Annotated in this window: 13 protein-coding genes and 1 pseudogene; 9 read left to right on the top strand and 5 right to left on the bottom strand. The window is 75.2% G+C overall.

The genetic code is table 11. The features are described from left to right. Positions 1-41: 41 nt before the first annotated feature. Positions 42-515, top strand: a pseudogene (locus ACFSJS_RS15115) (phosphatase domain-containing protein); the annotation flags it as partial. Between the two features lie 37 nt (positions 516-552). Here ACFSJS_RS15115 and ACFSJS_RS15110 read toward each other — a convergent pair. Further along, positions 553-1200, bottom strand: a complete 648-nt coding sequence (locus tag ACFSJS_RS15110; protein WP_380900488.1) for a DedA family protein — start codon at positions 1198-1200, stop codon at positions 553-555. A gap of 214 nt (positions 1201-1414) precedes the next feature. Here ACFSJS_RS15110 and ACFSJS_RS15105 point away from each other — a divergent pair, with 214 nt between their 5' ends. Next, positions 1415-3070 (top strand): glycoside hydrolase family 13 protein, encoded by a 1656-nt coding sequence (locus ACFSJS_RS15105; protein ID WP_380900486.1) that lies wholly within the window; start codon positions 1415-1417, stop codon positions 3068-3070. 105 nt (positions 3071-3175) lie between these two features. Here ACFSJS_RS15105 and ACFSJS_RS15100 read toward each other — a convergent pair whose 3' ends face one another. Continuing rightward, on the bottom strand, positions 3176-3946 hold the full coding sequence (locus tag ACFSJS_RS15100; protein ID WP_380900484.1) for a TetR/AcrR family transcriptional regulator: 771 nt from the start codon (positions 3944-3946) through the stop codon (positions 3176-3178). 130 nt (positions 3947-4076) lie between these two features. On the opposite strand from ACFSJS_RS15100, the gene ACFSJS_RS15095 reads away from it, so the two are divergent. Beyond that, a complete protein-coding gene (locus ACFSJS_RS15095) occupies positions 4077-5042 on the top strand; it encodes an ATP-binding cassette domain-containing protein (RefSeq protein WP_380900482.1) in 966 nt (321 codons plus the stop codon). After that, entirely contained in the window at positions 5035-5835 is an 801-nt protein-coding gene (locus tag ACFSJS_RS15090) for an ABC transporter permease (protein WP_380900480.1), read from the top strand. Before ACFSJS_RS15095 ends, ACFSJS_RS15090 begins: the two co-directional genes overlap by 8 nt. A gap of 13 nt (positions 5836-5848) precedes the next feature. Here the strand turns inward: ACFSJS_RS15090 and ACFSJS_RS15085 are convergent, their stop codons facing one another. Further along, positions 5849-6547: a response regulator gene (locus tag ACFSJS_RS15085; RefSeq protein WP_380900478.1), complete on the bottom strand. Its 699-nt coding sequence runs from the start codon at positions 6545-6547 to the stop codon at positions 5849-5851. A gap of 116 nt (positions 6548-6663) precedes the next feature. Between ACFSJS_RS15085 and ACFSJS_RS15080 the strand changes: the two genes are divergently transcribed. The 4 genes from ACFSJS_RS15080 to ACFSJS_RS15065 all read left to right on the top strand — a co-directional run bounded on the left by ACFSJS_RS15080 (position 6664) and on the right by ACFSJS_RS15065 (position 11589). Continuing rightward, the gene (locus ACFSJS_RS15080; protein ID WP_380900476.1) at positions 6664-7668 is read left to right on the top strand and encodes a tripartite tricarboxylate transporter substrate binding protein; all 1005 of its coding nucleotides are present in this window, start codon (positions 6664-6666) and stop codon (positions 7666-7668) included. A 50-nt stretch (positions 7669-7718) separates the two neighbouring features. Beyond that, complete coding sequence (locus ACFSJS_RS15075; protein ID WP_380900474.1) at positions 7719-8306, top strand: tripartite tricarboxylate transporter TctB family protein; 588 nt, start codon at positions 7719-7721, stop codon at positions 8304-8306. Beyond that, a complete protein-coding gene (locus tag ACFSJS_RS15070) occupies positions 8306-9805 on the top strand; it encodes a tripartite tricarboxylate transporter permease (RefSeq protein WP_380900472.1) in 1500 nt (499 codons plus the stop codon). Before ACFSJS_RS15075 ends, ACFSJS_RS15070 begins: the two co-directional genes overlap by 1 nt. 116 nt (positions 9806-9921) lie before the next feature. Continuing rightward, complete coding sequence (locus tag ACFSJS_RS15065; RefSeq protein ID WP_380900470.1) at positions 9922-11589, top strand: ATP-binding protein; 1668 nt, start codon at positions 9922-9924, stop codon at positions 11587-11589. A gap of 43 nt (positions 11590-11632) precedes the next feature. Here the strand turns inward: ACFSJS_RS15065 and ACFSJS_RS15060 are convergent, their stop codons facing one another. Then, positions 11633-12886: a hypothetical protein gene (locus tag ACFSJS_RS15060; RefSeq protein WP_380900468.1), complete on the bottom strand. Its 1254-nt coding sequence runs from the start codon at positions 12884-12886 to the stop codon at positions 11633-11635. Positions 12887-13351: 465 nt separating this feature from the next. Between ACFSJS_RS15060 and ACFSJS_RS15055 the strand changes: the two genes are divergently transcribed. Beyond that, positions 13352-13711 (top strand): hypothetical protein, encoded by a 360-nt coding sequence (locus ACFSJS_RS15055; RefSeq protein WP_380900466.1) that lies wholly within the window; start codon positions 13352-13354, stop codon positions 13709-13711. 104 nt (positions 13712-13815) lie between these two features. Here ACFSJS_RS15055 and ACFSJS_RS15050 read toward each other — a convergent pair whose 3' ends face one another. Beyond that, positions 13816-13986, bottom strand: coding sequence for a hypothetical protein (locus ACFSJS_RS15050; protein WP_380900464.1), 171 nt, complete (start codon positions 13984-13986; stop codon positions 13816-13818). Positions 13987-14078: the final 92 nt, after the last annotated feature.

The following is a 14078-nucleotide window of genomic DNA, read 5'->3' as shown; positions in this document are numbered from 1 at the left end:
CACCCGCGGTGCCGCCTCGCACCCCGCCCCGGAGGTGACCTGTGGAACCCCGCCCCCTGGCGGTCTTCGACCTGGACGGAACCCTCGCCGACACCCGCCACCGGCTGCACTTCCTCGACTCCCGTCCCCGCGACTGGGACGCCTTCTTCGCCGCCGCCCCCGCCGACCCGCCGCTGGCCGAAGGCGTGGACCTGGCGCTCGCCGGCGCCGCCGGGCACGAGGTGGTGTACGTGACCGGCCGCCCCGAGCGGTGCCGCCGCGACACCGTGGAGTGGCTGGAGCGGCACGGCCTGCCGGAGGGGAGGCTGATGATGCGCGGTGACCGGGACCGCCGCCCCGCCCGCGTCACCAAGCCCGAACTGCTGCGCACGCTGGCGCGGGACCGCACGGTCGCCCTGGTGGTGGACGACGACCCGCTGGTCTGCGACGCCTACGAGGAGGCGGGCTTCCGCGTGGTGCGGGCCGGGTGGATGGCGGCCCAGCCCGTCCTGGAGGAGGCACAGGAGGGGAGGGGCGCACCTGAGCCCCGGGCCCCGGGCCCCGGGGCCGTCCCTACCCTTCGCCGCGGCGCGACCTCACCAGGCGTACGGCGAAGAAGCCCACGACCGCCACGAGGATGATCGCCACCACGGCCTTGGAGTACATCGAGACGTAGCCCGAGACGGAGTCCCAGTTCTCTCCCAGCAGGTAGCCGGCGAGCACGAAGAGGGTGTTCCACAGCAGGCTGCCGAGCGTGGTGAGGGTCAGGAACGTCCGCACCGGCATCCGCTCGACGCCCGCGGGGACGGAGACCAGGCTGCGGAAGACCGGGACCATCCGCCCGAAGAAGACCGCCTTGGTGCCGTGCCGGGAGAACCACGCCTCCGTCTTCTCGATGTCCCCGGGTTTGAGCAGCGGTACCCTGGAGGCGACCGCCAGGGTCCGCTCCCGCCCCAGCAGGGCGCCCACCCAGTACAGGGCCAGGGCGCCGACGACCGAGCCGAGGGTGGTCCACAGCAGCGCCGAGAACAGGCTGATGTCGCCGCGGCTGGCGGTGAACCCGGCCAGCGGCAGGATCACCTCGCTCGGCAGGGGCGGGAAGAGGTTCTCCAGGGCGATGGCCAGCCCCGCCCCGGGAGCGCCGAGCGTCTCCATCAGGCCGGTGGCCCAGCCGGTGATCCCGCCGGTGGTCTGCTGTGCCGCGGACGTCGTTCCGTTCATCTGGCTCCCGCTGCGTGGAGGAATGCGGACGGTACGAGCACGGCTACCCGCCGTCCGGGGGGCGAATCAGGAATCCCCGCCCCGGGGTGCGGCGGGGTGTCCGGATCCCGGACGCGGCGTATGCCGCACGCTGGTGTCCGGGACATTTCTTGACGCGGGGCGCGGTTGCGCCTGTCAAGACCGACCGTCGTACGAATGCGCGAGAGGTACCTCCGTGATACAGAGCACGTCCCCGGGCAGCTCCGACTGGTGGCGGGAGTCGGTCGTCTACCAGATATACGTGCCCAGCTTCGCCGACTCCGACGGTGACGGAATGGGCGACCTGCGCGGAGCCGCGGACCGCCTCGGCCATGTCGCCGAACTCGGTGCGGACGCCGTGTGGCTGACCCCCTTCTACCGCTCGCCCTGGGCCGACGGCGGCTACGACGTGAGCGACTACCGCGGCGTCGACCCCCGGCACGGCACCCTGGAGGACTTCCGCGACCTGCTGGACCGGGCCCACTCCCTCGGGCTGAAGGTCATCGTGGACGTCGTCCCCAACCACTGCTCCAGCGAGCACCCCTGGTTCGCCGAGGCCCTGGCCTCCCCGCCCGGCTCGCCCGTCCGCGACCGGTTCGTCTTCCGGGACGGCCGCGGGCCGGACGGGGCCGAGCCGCCCTCCGACTGGCAGTCCAAGTTCGGCGGCCCGGCCTGGACCCGGGTGCCGGACGGCCAGTGGTACATGCACATCTTCGCCGCCGAACAGCCCGACCTGAACTGGGAGAACCCCGAGGTCGCCGCCGAGTTCGAAAGCGTCCTGCGGTTCTGGCTGGACCTGGGCGTCGACGGCTTCCGCATCGACGTGGCGCACGGCATGCGCAAGGACCTCGCCCCGCCGCTGCGCGACACCCGCGGCGCGGACTCCGCCCCCCTCAACGCACCGCCCGAGGGCCACGACCACCCCTTCTGGGACCGCGACGAGGTGCACGACATCCACCGCGCCTGGCGCAGGATCCTGGACGGGTACGACCCGCCGCGCATCGCGGTCGCCGAGGCGGGCGTCAGCGAGTCCCGGCTGCCGCTGTACACCCGCCCCGACGAGTGCCACCAGGCCTTCAACTTCCCCTACCTGCGCTGCCCCTGGGACGCCGCCGCGTTCCGCAGGGTGATCGACGCCTCCCTGGAGGGCGCGCGTTCCGTCGGCGCGCTGCCGACCTGGGTGCTCTCCAACCACGACGTGGTGCGCCACACCAGCCGCTACGCCCTGCCCGCCGGCGCCGACACGGTCGCCTGGCTGATGGCGGACGGCCGCGAGCCCGCCGCGGACGCGGAACTCGGCCGCCGCCGGGCCCGTGCCGCCGCCCTGCTGACCCTGGCGCTGCCGGGCACCACCTACCTCTACCAGGGTGAGGAACTGGGCCTGCCGGAGGTGGCCGACCTGCCGCGCGAGGCGCTGCGCGACCCGATGTGGGAGCGCACCGGCCGCACCCGCAAGGGCCGCGACGGCTGCCGCGTCCCGCTGCCCTGGGAGCGCTCCGGTCCGTCGTACGGCTTCGGTCCGGGCGGCAGCTGGCTGCCGCAGCCGGAGGACTGGGGCGAGTACTCGGTGGAGGCCCAGAGCGGCCGGCCCGGCTCCTTCCTGGAGCTGTACCGCACCGCCCTGAAGCTCCGCCGCTCCTTCGCCGGCGACGAGAGCTTCGCCTGGCTGCCCTCCGCGGAAGGGGAGCTGGCCTTCCGCAAGGGCGCCCTGGAGTGCCGGGTGAACCTCTCCGGCGCCCCGCTGCCCCTGCCGCCGTCCGCGGCCGCCGGGCCCCTGCTGGCCGGCGGCGGGTGCGACGGGAGGACGCTGCCGCCGGACACCGCCGTCTGGCTGGAGCACCGGACGGGGTGACACCGCGCGCGGCCCCCGCCCCGCCGTACCGTACGGCGGGGCGGGGGCCGCGCTCCGGCGGCCCGCACCGGCGTCCGCGGTCCGGGCCGCGGACGCCGCCGTGCGTCAGCGCTCCGCGGCGCCGTTCCTCTCCCGCACCAGGGCCTCGATGCCGTCCAGGATGCGTTCGAGGCCGAAGGCGAACTCCGCGTCCTCGGGGCCCCCGTCGCTCATCGCCCCCGTCTTCAGCACCTCGCCGACCTCCGGGAAGCGCCGCGGGTCCACCAGGGAGGCGAGGAGCCGGGAGTAGGAGGCCATGGCCTCCTCGACGGTGGAGTCCGCGGCCCGGGCGGCGGAGGCGAGGTCGGCCGCCAGCCTCGCCTCGTTCCTGACGAAGCCGTCGACCAGCAGCAGGACCTGGAGCTTCTCGCCCGCGTCCAGGCCGGTGCTCCGCAGGCAGCCCAGTCCCCGCTCCATCCAGGCGAGCGCCCGGGGTGTGGTGGGCGGGGTGGTGACGGGGAGGCGCAGCAGCCACAGGTTGCGGTACAGCACCTCCCGCATCGCTCGGGCCCACCGGGCGAGCGCGGACCGCCAGTCCTCCGGCTCGGGGCCGGCCTCCTCCGCGGGAGGCTGCCCGAGGACCGCCTCCTGCATCAGGACCAGCAATTCCTCCTTGGACGCCACGTACCGGTACAGGGACATCGTCGAGACGCCGAGGGCGGAGGCCACCCGGCCCATGGAGACCGCCGGCAGCCCCTCGGCGTCGGCGATCTTGACGGCGGCGTCGACGATCCGGTCCACGCTCAGCCCCGGCCTGGGGCCCTTCCCAGGGCGTTCGCGCAGGCCCCAGGCGGTTTCGACCCCTGGTGGCAGCCCGGTGCCGCTGTCCTTCGCCATCGTCTCCGCCGCTTTCTGGTCCTCGGTTCGGGTTGACCGCCATCCTAGGTCCGTGTATACCTTACGCAGTAGAGCGTATGGCATACACAGAAGCGCGTACCTGGTACGCAGCACAGAGGGGGTGGTCGGGATGACCGGCGAACCGGCGGTCGAGGCGACCGGACTGAAGAAGTCCTACGGGCGGGATCCGGTCCTGGCCGGAGTCGACCTGAGCGTGGCGCGCGGCAGCGTGTTCTCCCTGCTCGGGCCCAACGGCGCGGGCAAGACCACGACCGTGCGCATCCTGGCCACCCTGACGCGCCCGGACGCGGGACGGGTCCGCGTGGCCGGCTTCGACGCGGTGCGCGAGCGGCGCGAGGTCCGCCGCCGCATCAGCCTCACCGGCCAGTACGCGGCCCTGGACGCCGAGCAGACCGGCGAGGAGAACCTCCGCATGATGGGGCGGCTGGGCGGGCTGCCGCGGCGCCGGGCCCGCGAGCGCGCCGGGGAGCTGCTGGAGCGGTTCGACCTCACCGCCGCCGCCCGCCGCCGGGTCGGCACCTACTCCGGCGGGATGCGCCGCCGGCTCGACATCGCGGCCGGTCTCGTCGCGGACCCCGAGGTGGTCTTCCTCGACGAGCCCACCACCGGGCTCGACCCGCGCAGCAGGCGGGCCCTGTGGGAGTTCGTCGCCTCCCTCGCCGGCACCGGGACGACGGTCTTCCTCACCACCCAGTACCTGGAGGAGGCCGACCGGCTCGCCGACCGCGTCGCACTCCTCGACGGCGGCCGGGTGGTCGCCGAGGGCACCCCGGCCGGACTCAAGCGCCGGATCGCCGGGCGGCGCCTGGACCTCACGCTCGCCGGCCCCGCCGCGTACGCGCGGGTGGCGGACCGGCTCGACGGCATCGCGGTGCTCCGCGACCCCGAGCGCCTCGTCCTGGGGGTGCCCACCGACGGGAGCGCGGCACACGTGAGGGCGCTGCTGGACGGGGTGGACCCGGACCGCGACGCGGTGGAGCGGTTCGCCGTGCACGAGGCCACCCTCGACGACGTGTTCCTGGCCCTCACCGGCCACTCCGCCGCCCCCGCCGCCGAGGAGGCCGCCCGTGTCTGAGACCGCCGCCGCGCCCCGCACCGCAGCGCCCCGGCCCCCGTGCCGCGGCCCGGCCGACGCCCTGGTCCTGGCCGCCCGCAGCGCGCGGCTCTCCGCCCGCACCGTCGACGCGCTGCTGACCTCGCTGATCCTGCCCGTGATGCTGATGCTGCTCTTCGTCTACCTCTTCGGAGGGGCGATCGACACCGGCACCGACTACGTCACCTACGTCGTCCCCGGCGTACTGGTGCTGTGCGCCGGGTTCGGCGCCGCCGGCACCGCCGTCGGCGTCAGCAACGACATGACCGAGGGCGTCGTCGACCGCTTCCGCTCCCTGGACGTCAGCGGCACCTCGCTCCTCGCCGGACACGTCGCCGCGAGCATGGCGCGCAACACCGCCGCCACCGCGGTGGTGTTCGCGGTCGCCTTCCTCATCGGCTTCCGCCCCCAGGCGGGCGGTCCGGCCTGGGTGGCCGCGGTGGGAATCCTGGCCGCCTACGTCCTGGCCTTCTCCTGGCTGTCGGCGGCGGTCGGCCTGCTGGCGAGGTCCGCCGAGGCCGCGAACGGCTTCACCTTCCTCGTCCTCTTCCTGCCCTACCCCAGCAGCGCCTTCGTGCCCGTGGAGACCATGCCGGACTGGATGCACGGGTTCGCCGAGAACCAGCCGGCCACCCACGTCATCGAGGCGCTGCGCGGCCTGCTCCTGGACCAGCCCGCGGGGGACGCGGCCTGGTGGGCCCTGGCCTGGTGCGCCGGCCTGCTCGCCGCCTCGGTGGCCGCCGCCGCACTGCTCTTCCGGCACCGCACGGCCTGAGGGGGCACCGGGCTCAGGGGTGCCAGGTGTAGCGCCGCTCGGGACGCCCGGTGGTGCCGTACCGCAGATGGACCCCGGCCCGGCCGGCGGCGGTGAAGTGCTCCAGGTAGCGGCGGGCGCTGACCCGGGACAGGCCGGTCCCGGCCGCGCACTCGCTCGCCGACAGCCCCTCCGGTCCCGCCGACCGCAGCGCCTCCTCCACCAGCGACGCGGTGGGGGAGCTGAGCCCCTTGGGCAGCGCGTCGCGGTGCGCGCGCTGCCCTCCCGCACGGCCCGGGCCCGGCACCGGGAAGAGGCGGTCCACCTGGGACTGGTCGGTGCTCCGGGTGCCGTCCAGGGCGAGCCGGGTGGCCCGCCAGTGGCCGAGCCGGGCCCGCAGCTCCGCCTGCTCGAACGGTTTGATCAGGTAGTTGACCACACCCGCCCGCTGCGCCCGGCGCACCGTCTGGGTGTCCTTGGCGGCGCTGACGACCAGGAAGTCCGCCTCCGGGGCCACCTCGCGGATGCGGCGCAGCGCCTCCAGCCCCGGACCGTCGGGCAGGTACAGGTCCAGCAGCACCAGGTCGGGGGAGAGGAGGGCGGCCTGCCGCACCGCCTCCGCGGCCCCGTGCGCCACCCCCGCGGTGCGGAAGCCGGGAGTGCGGTCGACGTACACGCCGTGCAGCCGCGCGACCATGAAGTCGTCGTCGACGACCAGAACCCTGTGCTCCATCGGACCACAAGTTACTCAACGACCACTGCTTTGCGAACCGTGACCGGGAGCACATCCTCCTGGCAGCGTCTGGCGGACCCCGTCGTTTCGTCGGACGTTCCGGAAGTGAGGTTCCCGTGGACAGACGCACACTGCTGCGCTCCGCAGCCGCGGCCGCGCTCGTCCCCGCCGCGTGGACCGCGGCGACCGGGTGCGGGGTGACCCGGCAGAGCGGGACGGGCTCGTCCGGGCCGCTCACCGGTCTGCGCATGATCGTCGGCAACGGTCCCGGCAGCGGCTACGACATCACGGCCCGCACCGTCGGGAAGGCCCTGACCGAGTCGGAGGCGGCCCGCGGCCTGGAGGTGATGAACATCTCCGGGGCGGGCGGCACCATCGGGCTGTCCCGGCTGGTCAACGCCCGCGGCAACGGCAGACTGCTGATGATGATGGGCCTGGGCGTCGTCGGCGCGGTCTTCACCAACCGCTCGGAGGTCGGCCTGGCCGACACCACGCCGCTGGCCCGGCTGATCGAGGACCCCAGCGCCGTCGTCGTGCCGAGGGACTCCCGGCTGGAGAGCCTCGACGACTTCCTGCGGGCCTGGCGGCGCGACCCCGGCGGGCTGTCGGTCGGCGGCGGCTCCTCCCCCGGAGGCCCTGACCACCTGCTGCCGATGCAGATCGCCGAGGCCGCCGGCATCGACCCCACCAGGACCCGCTACATCGGCTACGACGGCGGCGGCGAACTGCTCACCGCCCTGCTCGGCAGCAAGATCGACGTGGCGGCGACGGGCATCGGCGAGATGGCCGACCAGATCGCCACCGGCGACGTCCGGGTGCTGGCCACCACCGGCCCCACCACCGTGGCGGGCGTGGACGCCCCCACCCTGGCCGAGGCGGGGACCCCGGTCTCCGCCGTCAACTGGCGCGGGGTGGTCGCCGCCCCCGGCCTCCCGGACAGGCGCCGGGAGCGGCTGGTCGAGGCGTTGCGCACCCTGCGCGGATCCGCCGGGTGGAAGGACGCCGTGCGGCGCAACGGCTGGTCCGACGCCTTCCTGGACGGCGAGGCGTTCGAGGACTTCCTGGCCGACCAGAACACCAGGGTCGCCCGGACCCTCAAGAGGCTGGGGCTGGCCCGATGAGGGAGACGGAGGGGACGGCGCAGGCGGACGAGAGGACGGAGGCGCGGGAGATGACGCGGACGGCTGGGACCGGTGGGGCAGGCGGGGCGCCGGAGGCGGCGCCCGGAACCGCCGGACCCCCCTCGGCACCGGGGGGCGGCGGGGACGGGAGGACGCCCAACCGGGCCGAACTCCTGCTGTGCGCCCTGCTCGCCCTGCTCGGCGCGGTGGTGCTGTTCGACGCGCTGACCATGCCCGGCCTGCCCGCCGCCGGCACCGACCCGATCGGGCCGAGGGCCGTGCCCGTCGCGGTCGGGGCCGGCCTGCTGGTGCTGGCCGCCGCGCTCACCGCGGACGTGCTGCGCGGCGGCCGGGGCGAGGCCGAGGGCGGCGAGGACGTCGACCCCGACGCGAAGCCCGACTGGCGCGCGGTGCTGCTGGTGGTCGGCTTCTTCCTGGCCAACGCGGTCCTGATCGAACCGCTGGGCTGGGCGATCTCGGGAGCCCTGCTGTTCTGGGGCACCGCCTGGGCGCTCGGCAGTCGCCGCCCGCTGCGCGACGCGGCGGTCTCCGCCGTCCTGTCGGTCGGCTCGTTCTACGCGTTCGCCTACGGGCTCGGCGTCATCCTGCCGCCCGGTGTGCTGAAGGGAATCCTGTGATGGAGACGCTGGAAGCGCTCCTCGGCGGTTTCGCGACCGTCCTGTCCCCGGTCAACCTGCTCTACGCCCTCGTCGGCGTGCTGGTCGGCTCCGCGGTGGGCGTGCTGCCGGGCATCGGGCCGGCGATGGCCGTGGCCCTGCTGCTGCCGGTCACCTTCGGCATGGAGCCCACGGCCGCGTTCGTGATGTTCGGCGGCATCTACTACGGCGGCATGTTCGGCGGGGCGATCACCTCGATCCTGCTCAACACGCCCGGCGAGTCGGCGTCGGTGGTCACCGCGATCGAGGGCAACCTCATGGCCAAGCGCGGGCTCGCCGCCCAGGCCCTGGCCACGGCGGTGGTGGGCTCCTTCGTGGCCTCCACGATCGGCACCGCCATGCTGGTCTTCCTCGCCCCCCTGGTGGTGGACTTCGCGGTGACGCTCGGCGCCCCCGCCTACTTCGCGATCATGGTGGTGGCGCTGACCACGGTGACCGCCGTCATCGGCTCCTCCCGGATACGGGGCTTCTCCTCCCTGGCCCTGGGCCTGGCCATCGGCCTGGTCGGCATCGACTCCGTCTCCGGCCAGCAGCGGCTGACGTTCGGCGTGCCGCAGCTCGCGGACGGCATCGACATCGTGGTCGTCGCCGTCGCGGTCTTCGCCGTCGGCGAGGCCCTGTGGGTGGCCGCCCACCTGCGGCGCACGCCGGTGAGGCCGGTGCCGGTGGGAAGGCCGTGGATGAGCCGCGAGGACGTGCGGCGCTCCTGGAAGCCGTGGCTGCGGGGCGTGGCCATCGGCTTCCCCATGGGCGCGCTGCCCGCGGGCGGCGGCGAGATCCCCACCGTCCTGTCCTACGCCGCCGAGAAGCGGCTGGCCGGCCCCCGCGGCGAGTTCGGGCGGGGGGCGATCGAGGGCGTGGCCGGTCCGGAGGCCACCAACAAGGGGGCGGCCGCGGGATCCTTCGTGCCGATGCTCTCGCTGGGCCTGCCCGCCAACGCCATCGGCGCGGTCATGCTCGCCGCCTTCACCCAGTACGGCATCCAGCCCGGCCCGCTGCTGTTCGAGCGGGAGGGCGACCTGGTGTGGGCGCTGATCGCGAGCCTGTTCATCGGCAACGTGCTGCTGCTGGTGCTGAACCTGCCGCTGGCACCGGTGTGGGCGAGGCTGCTGCGCGTCCCGCGCCCCCACCTGTACGCGGGCATCCTGTTCTTCTCCGCGCTGGGCGCCTACGCCGTCAACCTCCAGCCCGTCGACCTGGTGGTCCTGCTGGTGCTGGGGCTGCTGGGGTTCGCGATGCGGCGGTTCGGGCTGCCGGTGCTGCCGCTGATCCTCGGAGTGATCCTCGGCCCGCTGGCCGAGGCGCAACTGCGGCGCACCCTCCAACTCAGCGGCGGCGCGGTGAGCGGGCTGTGGAGCGAGCCGGCCGCGGTCGTGCTGTACGCCGTGGCCGCCCTGGTGGTGCTGTGGCCGCTGGTCGGCCGCCTCGCGCGGCGGGTCCGGGGCCGCGCCGCGGCGTGACGGCCCCGGCGGCGCGGCGGGCCGGGCCCGGTCCGGCGGGAACCGGGCCCGGCCCGGCGCGGCAGCGGTGCTTACCCTGGCGCGGAACGGACGGCCGGAACCCGGGAGGTCGGGATATGCGGATCAGGGGACCGCGCCGCGTCTTCTCGCAGGTGCTGCTGGCCCAGCTGGCGATCGTCACCGGGGTCACCGCGCTGGCGACCGGGCTGTTCCTCGCGCTGTTCAGCGACGAGCTCGACGAGCAGGCGATGCGCCGCGCCCTGGCCATCGCCCGCACCACCGCGGCCGAGCCCCGCTTCGCCGAGGGGGTGCGGACGGCCCCGCCCTCGCCCGGCGGCCCCGTCCAGGCGGCCGCAGAGCGGATCCGCCGGGCCTCCGGCGCCGGGTACGTGGTGGTCATGGACCGGCGCGGGGTGCGCTGGTCCCACCCCGAACCGGACCGGGTGGGCCGGCGGGTGTCGACCGATCCCTCCGCCGCGCTGTCGGGCCGCGAGGTCATGGAGATCGACGTGGGCACGCTCGGCCGCTCCGCCCGCGGCAAGGTCCCCCTGCGCGACGGCGACGGCCGGATCGTCGGGGCGGTCTCCGTCGGGATCGCCTACGGCAACGTGCGCGACGGGCTGCTGTACTCGGTGCCGGTGCTGCTGGCGTGCGCCAGCGGGGCCCTGGCCTCGGGGGCGGCGGCCGCCTACCTCGTCGCCCGGCGGCTGCGCAGCCGCACCCACGACCTGTCCTTCACCGACATCTCCGCCCTGCTCGCCGAGCGCGAGGCGATGCTGCACGGCATCCGCGAGGGCGTGGTGGCGCTGGACCGGCGCGGCCGGGTCCGCCTGGCCAACGACGAGGCACGGCGGCTGCTGGAACTGGACGCGGCGGACACCGGGCGGCCGCTGGAGGAGGTCCTGCCGCCCGGGCGCGTCCGCGACGTGCTGTCCGGTGAGGTCACCGGCCCCGACCTGCTGGCCGTCAGCGGCGGGCGGGTGCTGGTGGCCAACCGGATGCCGACCGCGGACGGGGGCGCCGTCGCCACCCTCCGCGACCGCACCGAGCTGGAGCTGCTCGGACGGGAGCTGGACGGCACCCGCGGGCTGCTGGAGGCCCTGCGCGCCCAGGACCACGAGCACGCCAACCGGCTCCACGCCCTGCTGGGCCTGCTGGAGCTGGGAATGCACGAGGAGGCGGCCGAGTTCCTGGCCGGGGCCGTGGGCGTGCGCCGCGCCACCGCCGAGCAGGTGGCCGGGCGGGTCCACGATCCGCTGCTGGCCGCCCTGCTGGTGGGCAAGGCGACGGTCGCGGCCGAGCGCGGGGTGGAGCTGCGGCTGGCCCCGGACACCCTGCTGCCCGACCGCCTGGTGGACCCCAGGGACCTGGTGACGGTGGTGGGGAACCTCGTCGACAACGCGCTGGACGCGGCCTGCGGCTCCCGCGGGGCCCGGGTGGAGGTGTCGCTGCGCGCCGAGGGGCGCACGGTGGTGCTGGAGGTGGCCGACACCGGTCCCGGGGTTCCGGCCGGGTGGCGCGAGGAGATCTTCACCGAGGGCTGGACGCGGAAGGAGTCCCCGGCGCACCGGCCCCGGGGCATCGGACTGGCTCTGGTCCGCCGTCTCGCCGAGCGGTACGGGGGCGGCGCCGGGGTGGAGGACCGGGACGGCGGAGGAGCGGTGTTCACGGTCGTCCTGCCCGACGCGCTGACCGCGCCCGCCGCCGGCGGGGGCTCGGAGGAGGGAAGCCGGGGCGGGGGGAGTGCGCCCGGCGGCGGGGCCGTGCTCGGCCGTCCGCGGTGACCGCCGCCGGGGCGGCGGAGGGGGCGGGAGCCGCAGGACCGGCTCAGAAGTCGCCGCCGCCCCCGAAACCGCCTCCGTCGAAGCCTCCGCCGAAGTCGCCGCCCCCGAACCCTCCGCCGAAGTCGTCGCCTCCGCCGTACCCCCCGCCGTAGCCGTACCCGTAGCCGCCCATGCTGCTGCCCAGGACCGTCCCGAACAGCAGGCCCGGCAGCAGCATCGAGCCGTAGCCCCCGTAGTAGCCGCCCATCCACGGACCGTAGGCCGGACCCGCGTCCCAGTACGGCACCCGCTCGCCGGTCTGCGTCGGCACCGTCCGCACCGCCGGGTCCAGACCGTCCTCGATCCGGGTGGCGTCGGCCGCGCAGACCGGCACGTCGCGGGGCGCGCCGCCGGGGGGAGCCCACTCCACGTCCCGCACCGACGGTCCGTGCCGCGGATCGAAGAAGCACGGCGGCCTGTGCTCGGGCAGCTCCCGTCCCTCACGGCGGGCCTCCAGCACGGTCAGGGCGAACCTGCCGTCCTCCAGCGCTTCGGTGACCGCCCGCATGTCGGCGGGGCGCCGGGCCGCGGCGGAGGCGTCCTTGGCCTTCTCGTAGGCGTCCAGCGCCCGCCGGTAGTCGTCGATCATCTCCTGGTCGACGTCCGGGGCGGAGGGGGAGAAGTCCAGCCGGTCCAGGGTCTCGCCGTAGGAGGTGATGTCCTCCTCGACTGCCGCGCGCACCTGCTCCAGCTCGGCCTGCTCCTCCCGCTCGCGCTGCTTGCGCGAGCGCCGGGTCAGGAACACGCCGCCGAGCACGAACACCGCCAGGACGGCGAGGAAGCCCACCAGCAGGCCACCGCCGCCTCCGCCGGAGCCGGTGCCGTCCCGGTCGCCGTAACCGCCGCCTCCGCCGTCGCGGGCGGCGGACTGCACGTCGGTGACGAAGCCGCCGAGGATGCGGTCGGGCTCGCCGGAGTGCTCCCGCAGGTTGCGCTGGGCGAGCTCGCCGGCCGCGGAGCCGGGCAGCACGTCGGAGTCCGAGGCCGCGCCGAACCGCGAGCCGAGCGCCACGGCGTACACGCCCGGACGGTCCACCTCCGAACGCAGCCGGTCGAAGACGGCTTCGCCGTCGTAGGAGGAGTCCTCGGGGAGCACGGCGACGTAGATCGGCACGTCGCCGTCCCGGATCTGCTCGGTGAGCTGCTCGGCCTCGGTGTCGGAGAGCTTGTCGGAGGCGGCCGGGTCGACGAAGACCGGGTCGTCGCGGAGGGCGGCGGCGACCTTGTCCAGGTCGGTGGCCGCCCGTGCGTCGCCCATCGGGGCGATGAAGACGGTGGCGACGGCAAGCAGGGCAGCCCAGAGCAGAGCCGCCCGCCGTCCCAGGAGTATGTGAGAGATGGGGCGGTTTGTCCTCATGGTGTTCCGCTACCCAACCCTGGCCCTCTCACCCGGACGGACGGGGTCTCATCCCGGGGGGCGGTCCTCCGGCGCCCTCCGCACCCTCCCGGGGAAGGCGGCCCGCACCGGCAGGCACCCCCTCCGGACCCCGGTGTGCGGGAACAACCGTGGGTGGTTTACCGTTGAATCAGAAGCGGATGGCCGCGGCGCGGAGGCTTCCCCGTCCAGGGGCGAGCCCGTCGCCGGCCGACCGCCCCCAAGCCGGCCCCGGTCGAGTTCTCCCCCGTCTCGACCGGGGCCTTCCTCCATCGGGCCGGCGGACCCCCGCGCGCCGCCGCGTGGAAGACGCCGGGCCGGTCCCCTCCACACTCCACGGAGGCAGCGTTGTCCTCGATCGGAACCGCACGCCACTTCCAGCCCAAGGGAACGCCCGGCGACGTCTGCCGCGACCACAACCGCGCCGCGCTGGCCACCGTGGTGGCGGCCGAGGCGCGCCGCAGGGGCTACGGCCCCGACCTGAGCGACGAGCAGATCGACGAGTGCGCCGACTCCGCCGGGCGCAAGACCCCCTCGCCGACCTCCCGCGAGGCGATCCGGGCCGCCCTCAGGCCGCCCCTCAGCGCCGACGACGCCCCCGAGGCCGTCGCGGAGGCCGTCTTCGGCTCGCTGCCCTCGCACCCGGTGCGGGTGGTGGACCGGGACGGCCGCGAGTACTTCCTCGTCCCGATCCCGGCCACCGCCTGACACACGGCGGCACGCGCCCGGCGCGGGGGCCGGTCTCCGCGGGCTTCCCGGCGCACAGAGAAGCGCCCGCCCCGGGCGGGGCGGGCGCCGGACGGCGGGGCCGTTCACTCCGGCCGGTGCTCCGGGGTCCCCAGACCTCTCCAGTCCAGCGCCTCCCTGGTCTCGCGCTGTATTCGCTCGGCCGCCTCGCGCGTCTGGGTGGGGACGTCGCCGAGCTCCTCCAGCAGGCTCTCGTAGATGGGGGGGTTGTCGCTCCGGGTGGCGGTCGTCGTCATGCCGCTGTCCTTCCTCACTCGTCGTGCCAGTCGTCTCACGGCGCCGCGGGCGCCCCTCGGGGCGGCGCCGGCGCCACCGCCTCCGATCGTTT

The sequence above is a fragment of the Streptomyces desertarenae genome (assembly GCF_042681365.1).
In the GTDB taxonomy this organism is placed as follows: Bacteria; Actinomycetota; Actinomycetes; order Streptomycetales; family Streptomycetaceae; genus Streptomyces; species Streptomyces desertarenae.
Note: the sequence above shows the minus strand (reverse complement) of the source record. Positions and strands in the feature narration are given on the sequence as shown.

Bases quoted from the DNA above. Each gene is read 5' to 3' on its own strand.
- ACFSJS_RS15110 (WP_380900488.1), bottom strand. From the start codon at position 1,200: ATGAACGGAACGACGTCCGCGGCACAGCAGACCACCGGCGGGATCACC.
- ACFSJS_RS15100 (WP_380900484.1), bottom strand. From the start codon at position 3,946: ATGGCGAAGGACAGCGGCACCGGGCTGCCACCAGGGGTCGAAACCGCC.
- ACFSJS_RS15095 (WP_380900482.1), top strand. From the start codon at position 4,077: ATGACCGGCGAACCGGCGGTCGAGGCGACCGGACTGAAGAAGTCCTAC.
- ACFSJS_RS15085 (WP_380900478.1), bottom strand. From the start codon at position 6,547: ATGGAGCACAGGGTTCTGGTCGTCGACGACGACTTCATGGTCGCGCGG.
- ACFSJS_RS15075 (WP_380900474.1), top strand. From the start codon at position 7,719: ATGACGCGGACGGCTGGGACCGGTGGGGCAGGCGGGGCGCCGGAGGCG.
- ACFSJS_RS15070 (WP_380900472.1), top strand. From the start codon at position 8,306: ATGGAGACGCTGGAAGCGCTCCTCGGCGGTTTCGCGACCGTCCTGTCC.
- ACFSJS_RS15065 (WP_380900470.1), top strand. From the start codon at position 9,922: ATGCGGATCAGGGGACCGCGCCGCGTCTTCTCGCAGGTGCTGCTGGCC.
- ACFSJS_RS15060 (WP_380900468.1), bottom strand. From the start codon at position 12,886: ATGGGCGACGCACGGGCGGCCACCGACCTGGACAAGGTCGCCGCCGCC.
- ACFSJS_RS15050 (WP_380900464.1), bottom strand. From the start codon at position 13,986: ATGACGACGACCGCCACCCGGAGCGACAACCCCCCCATCTACGAGAGC.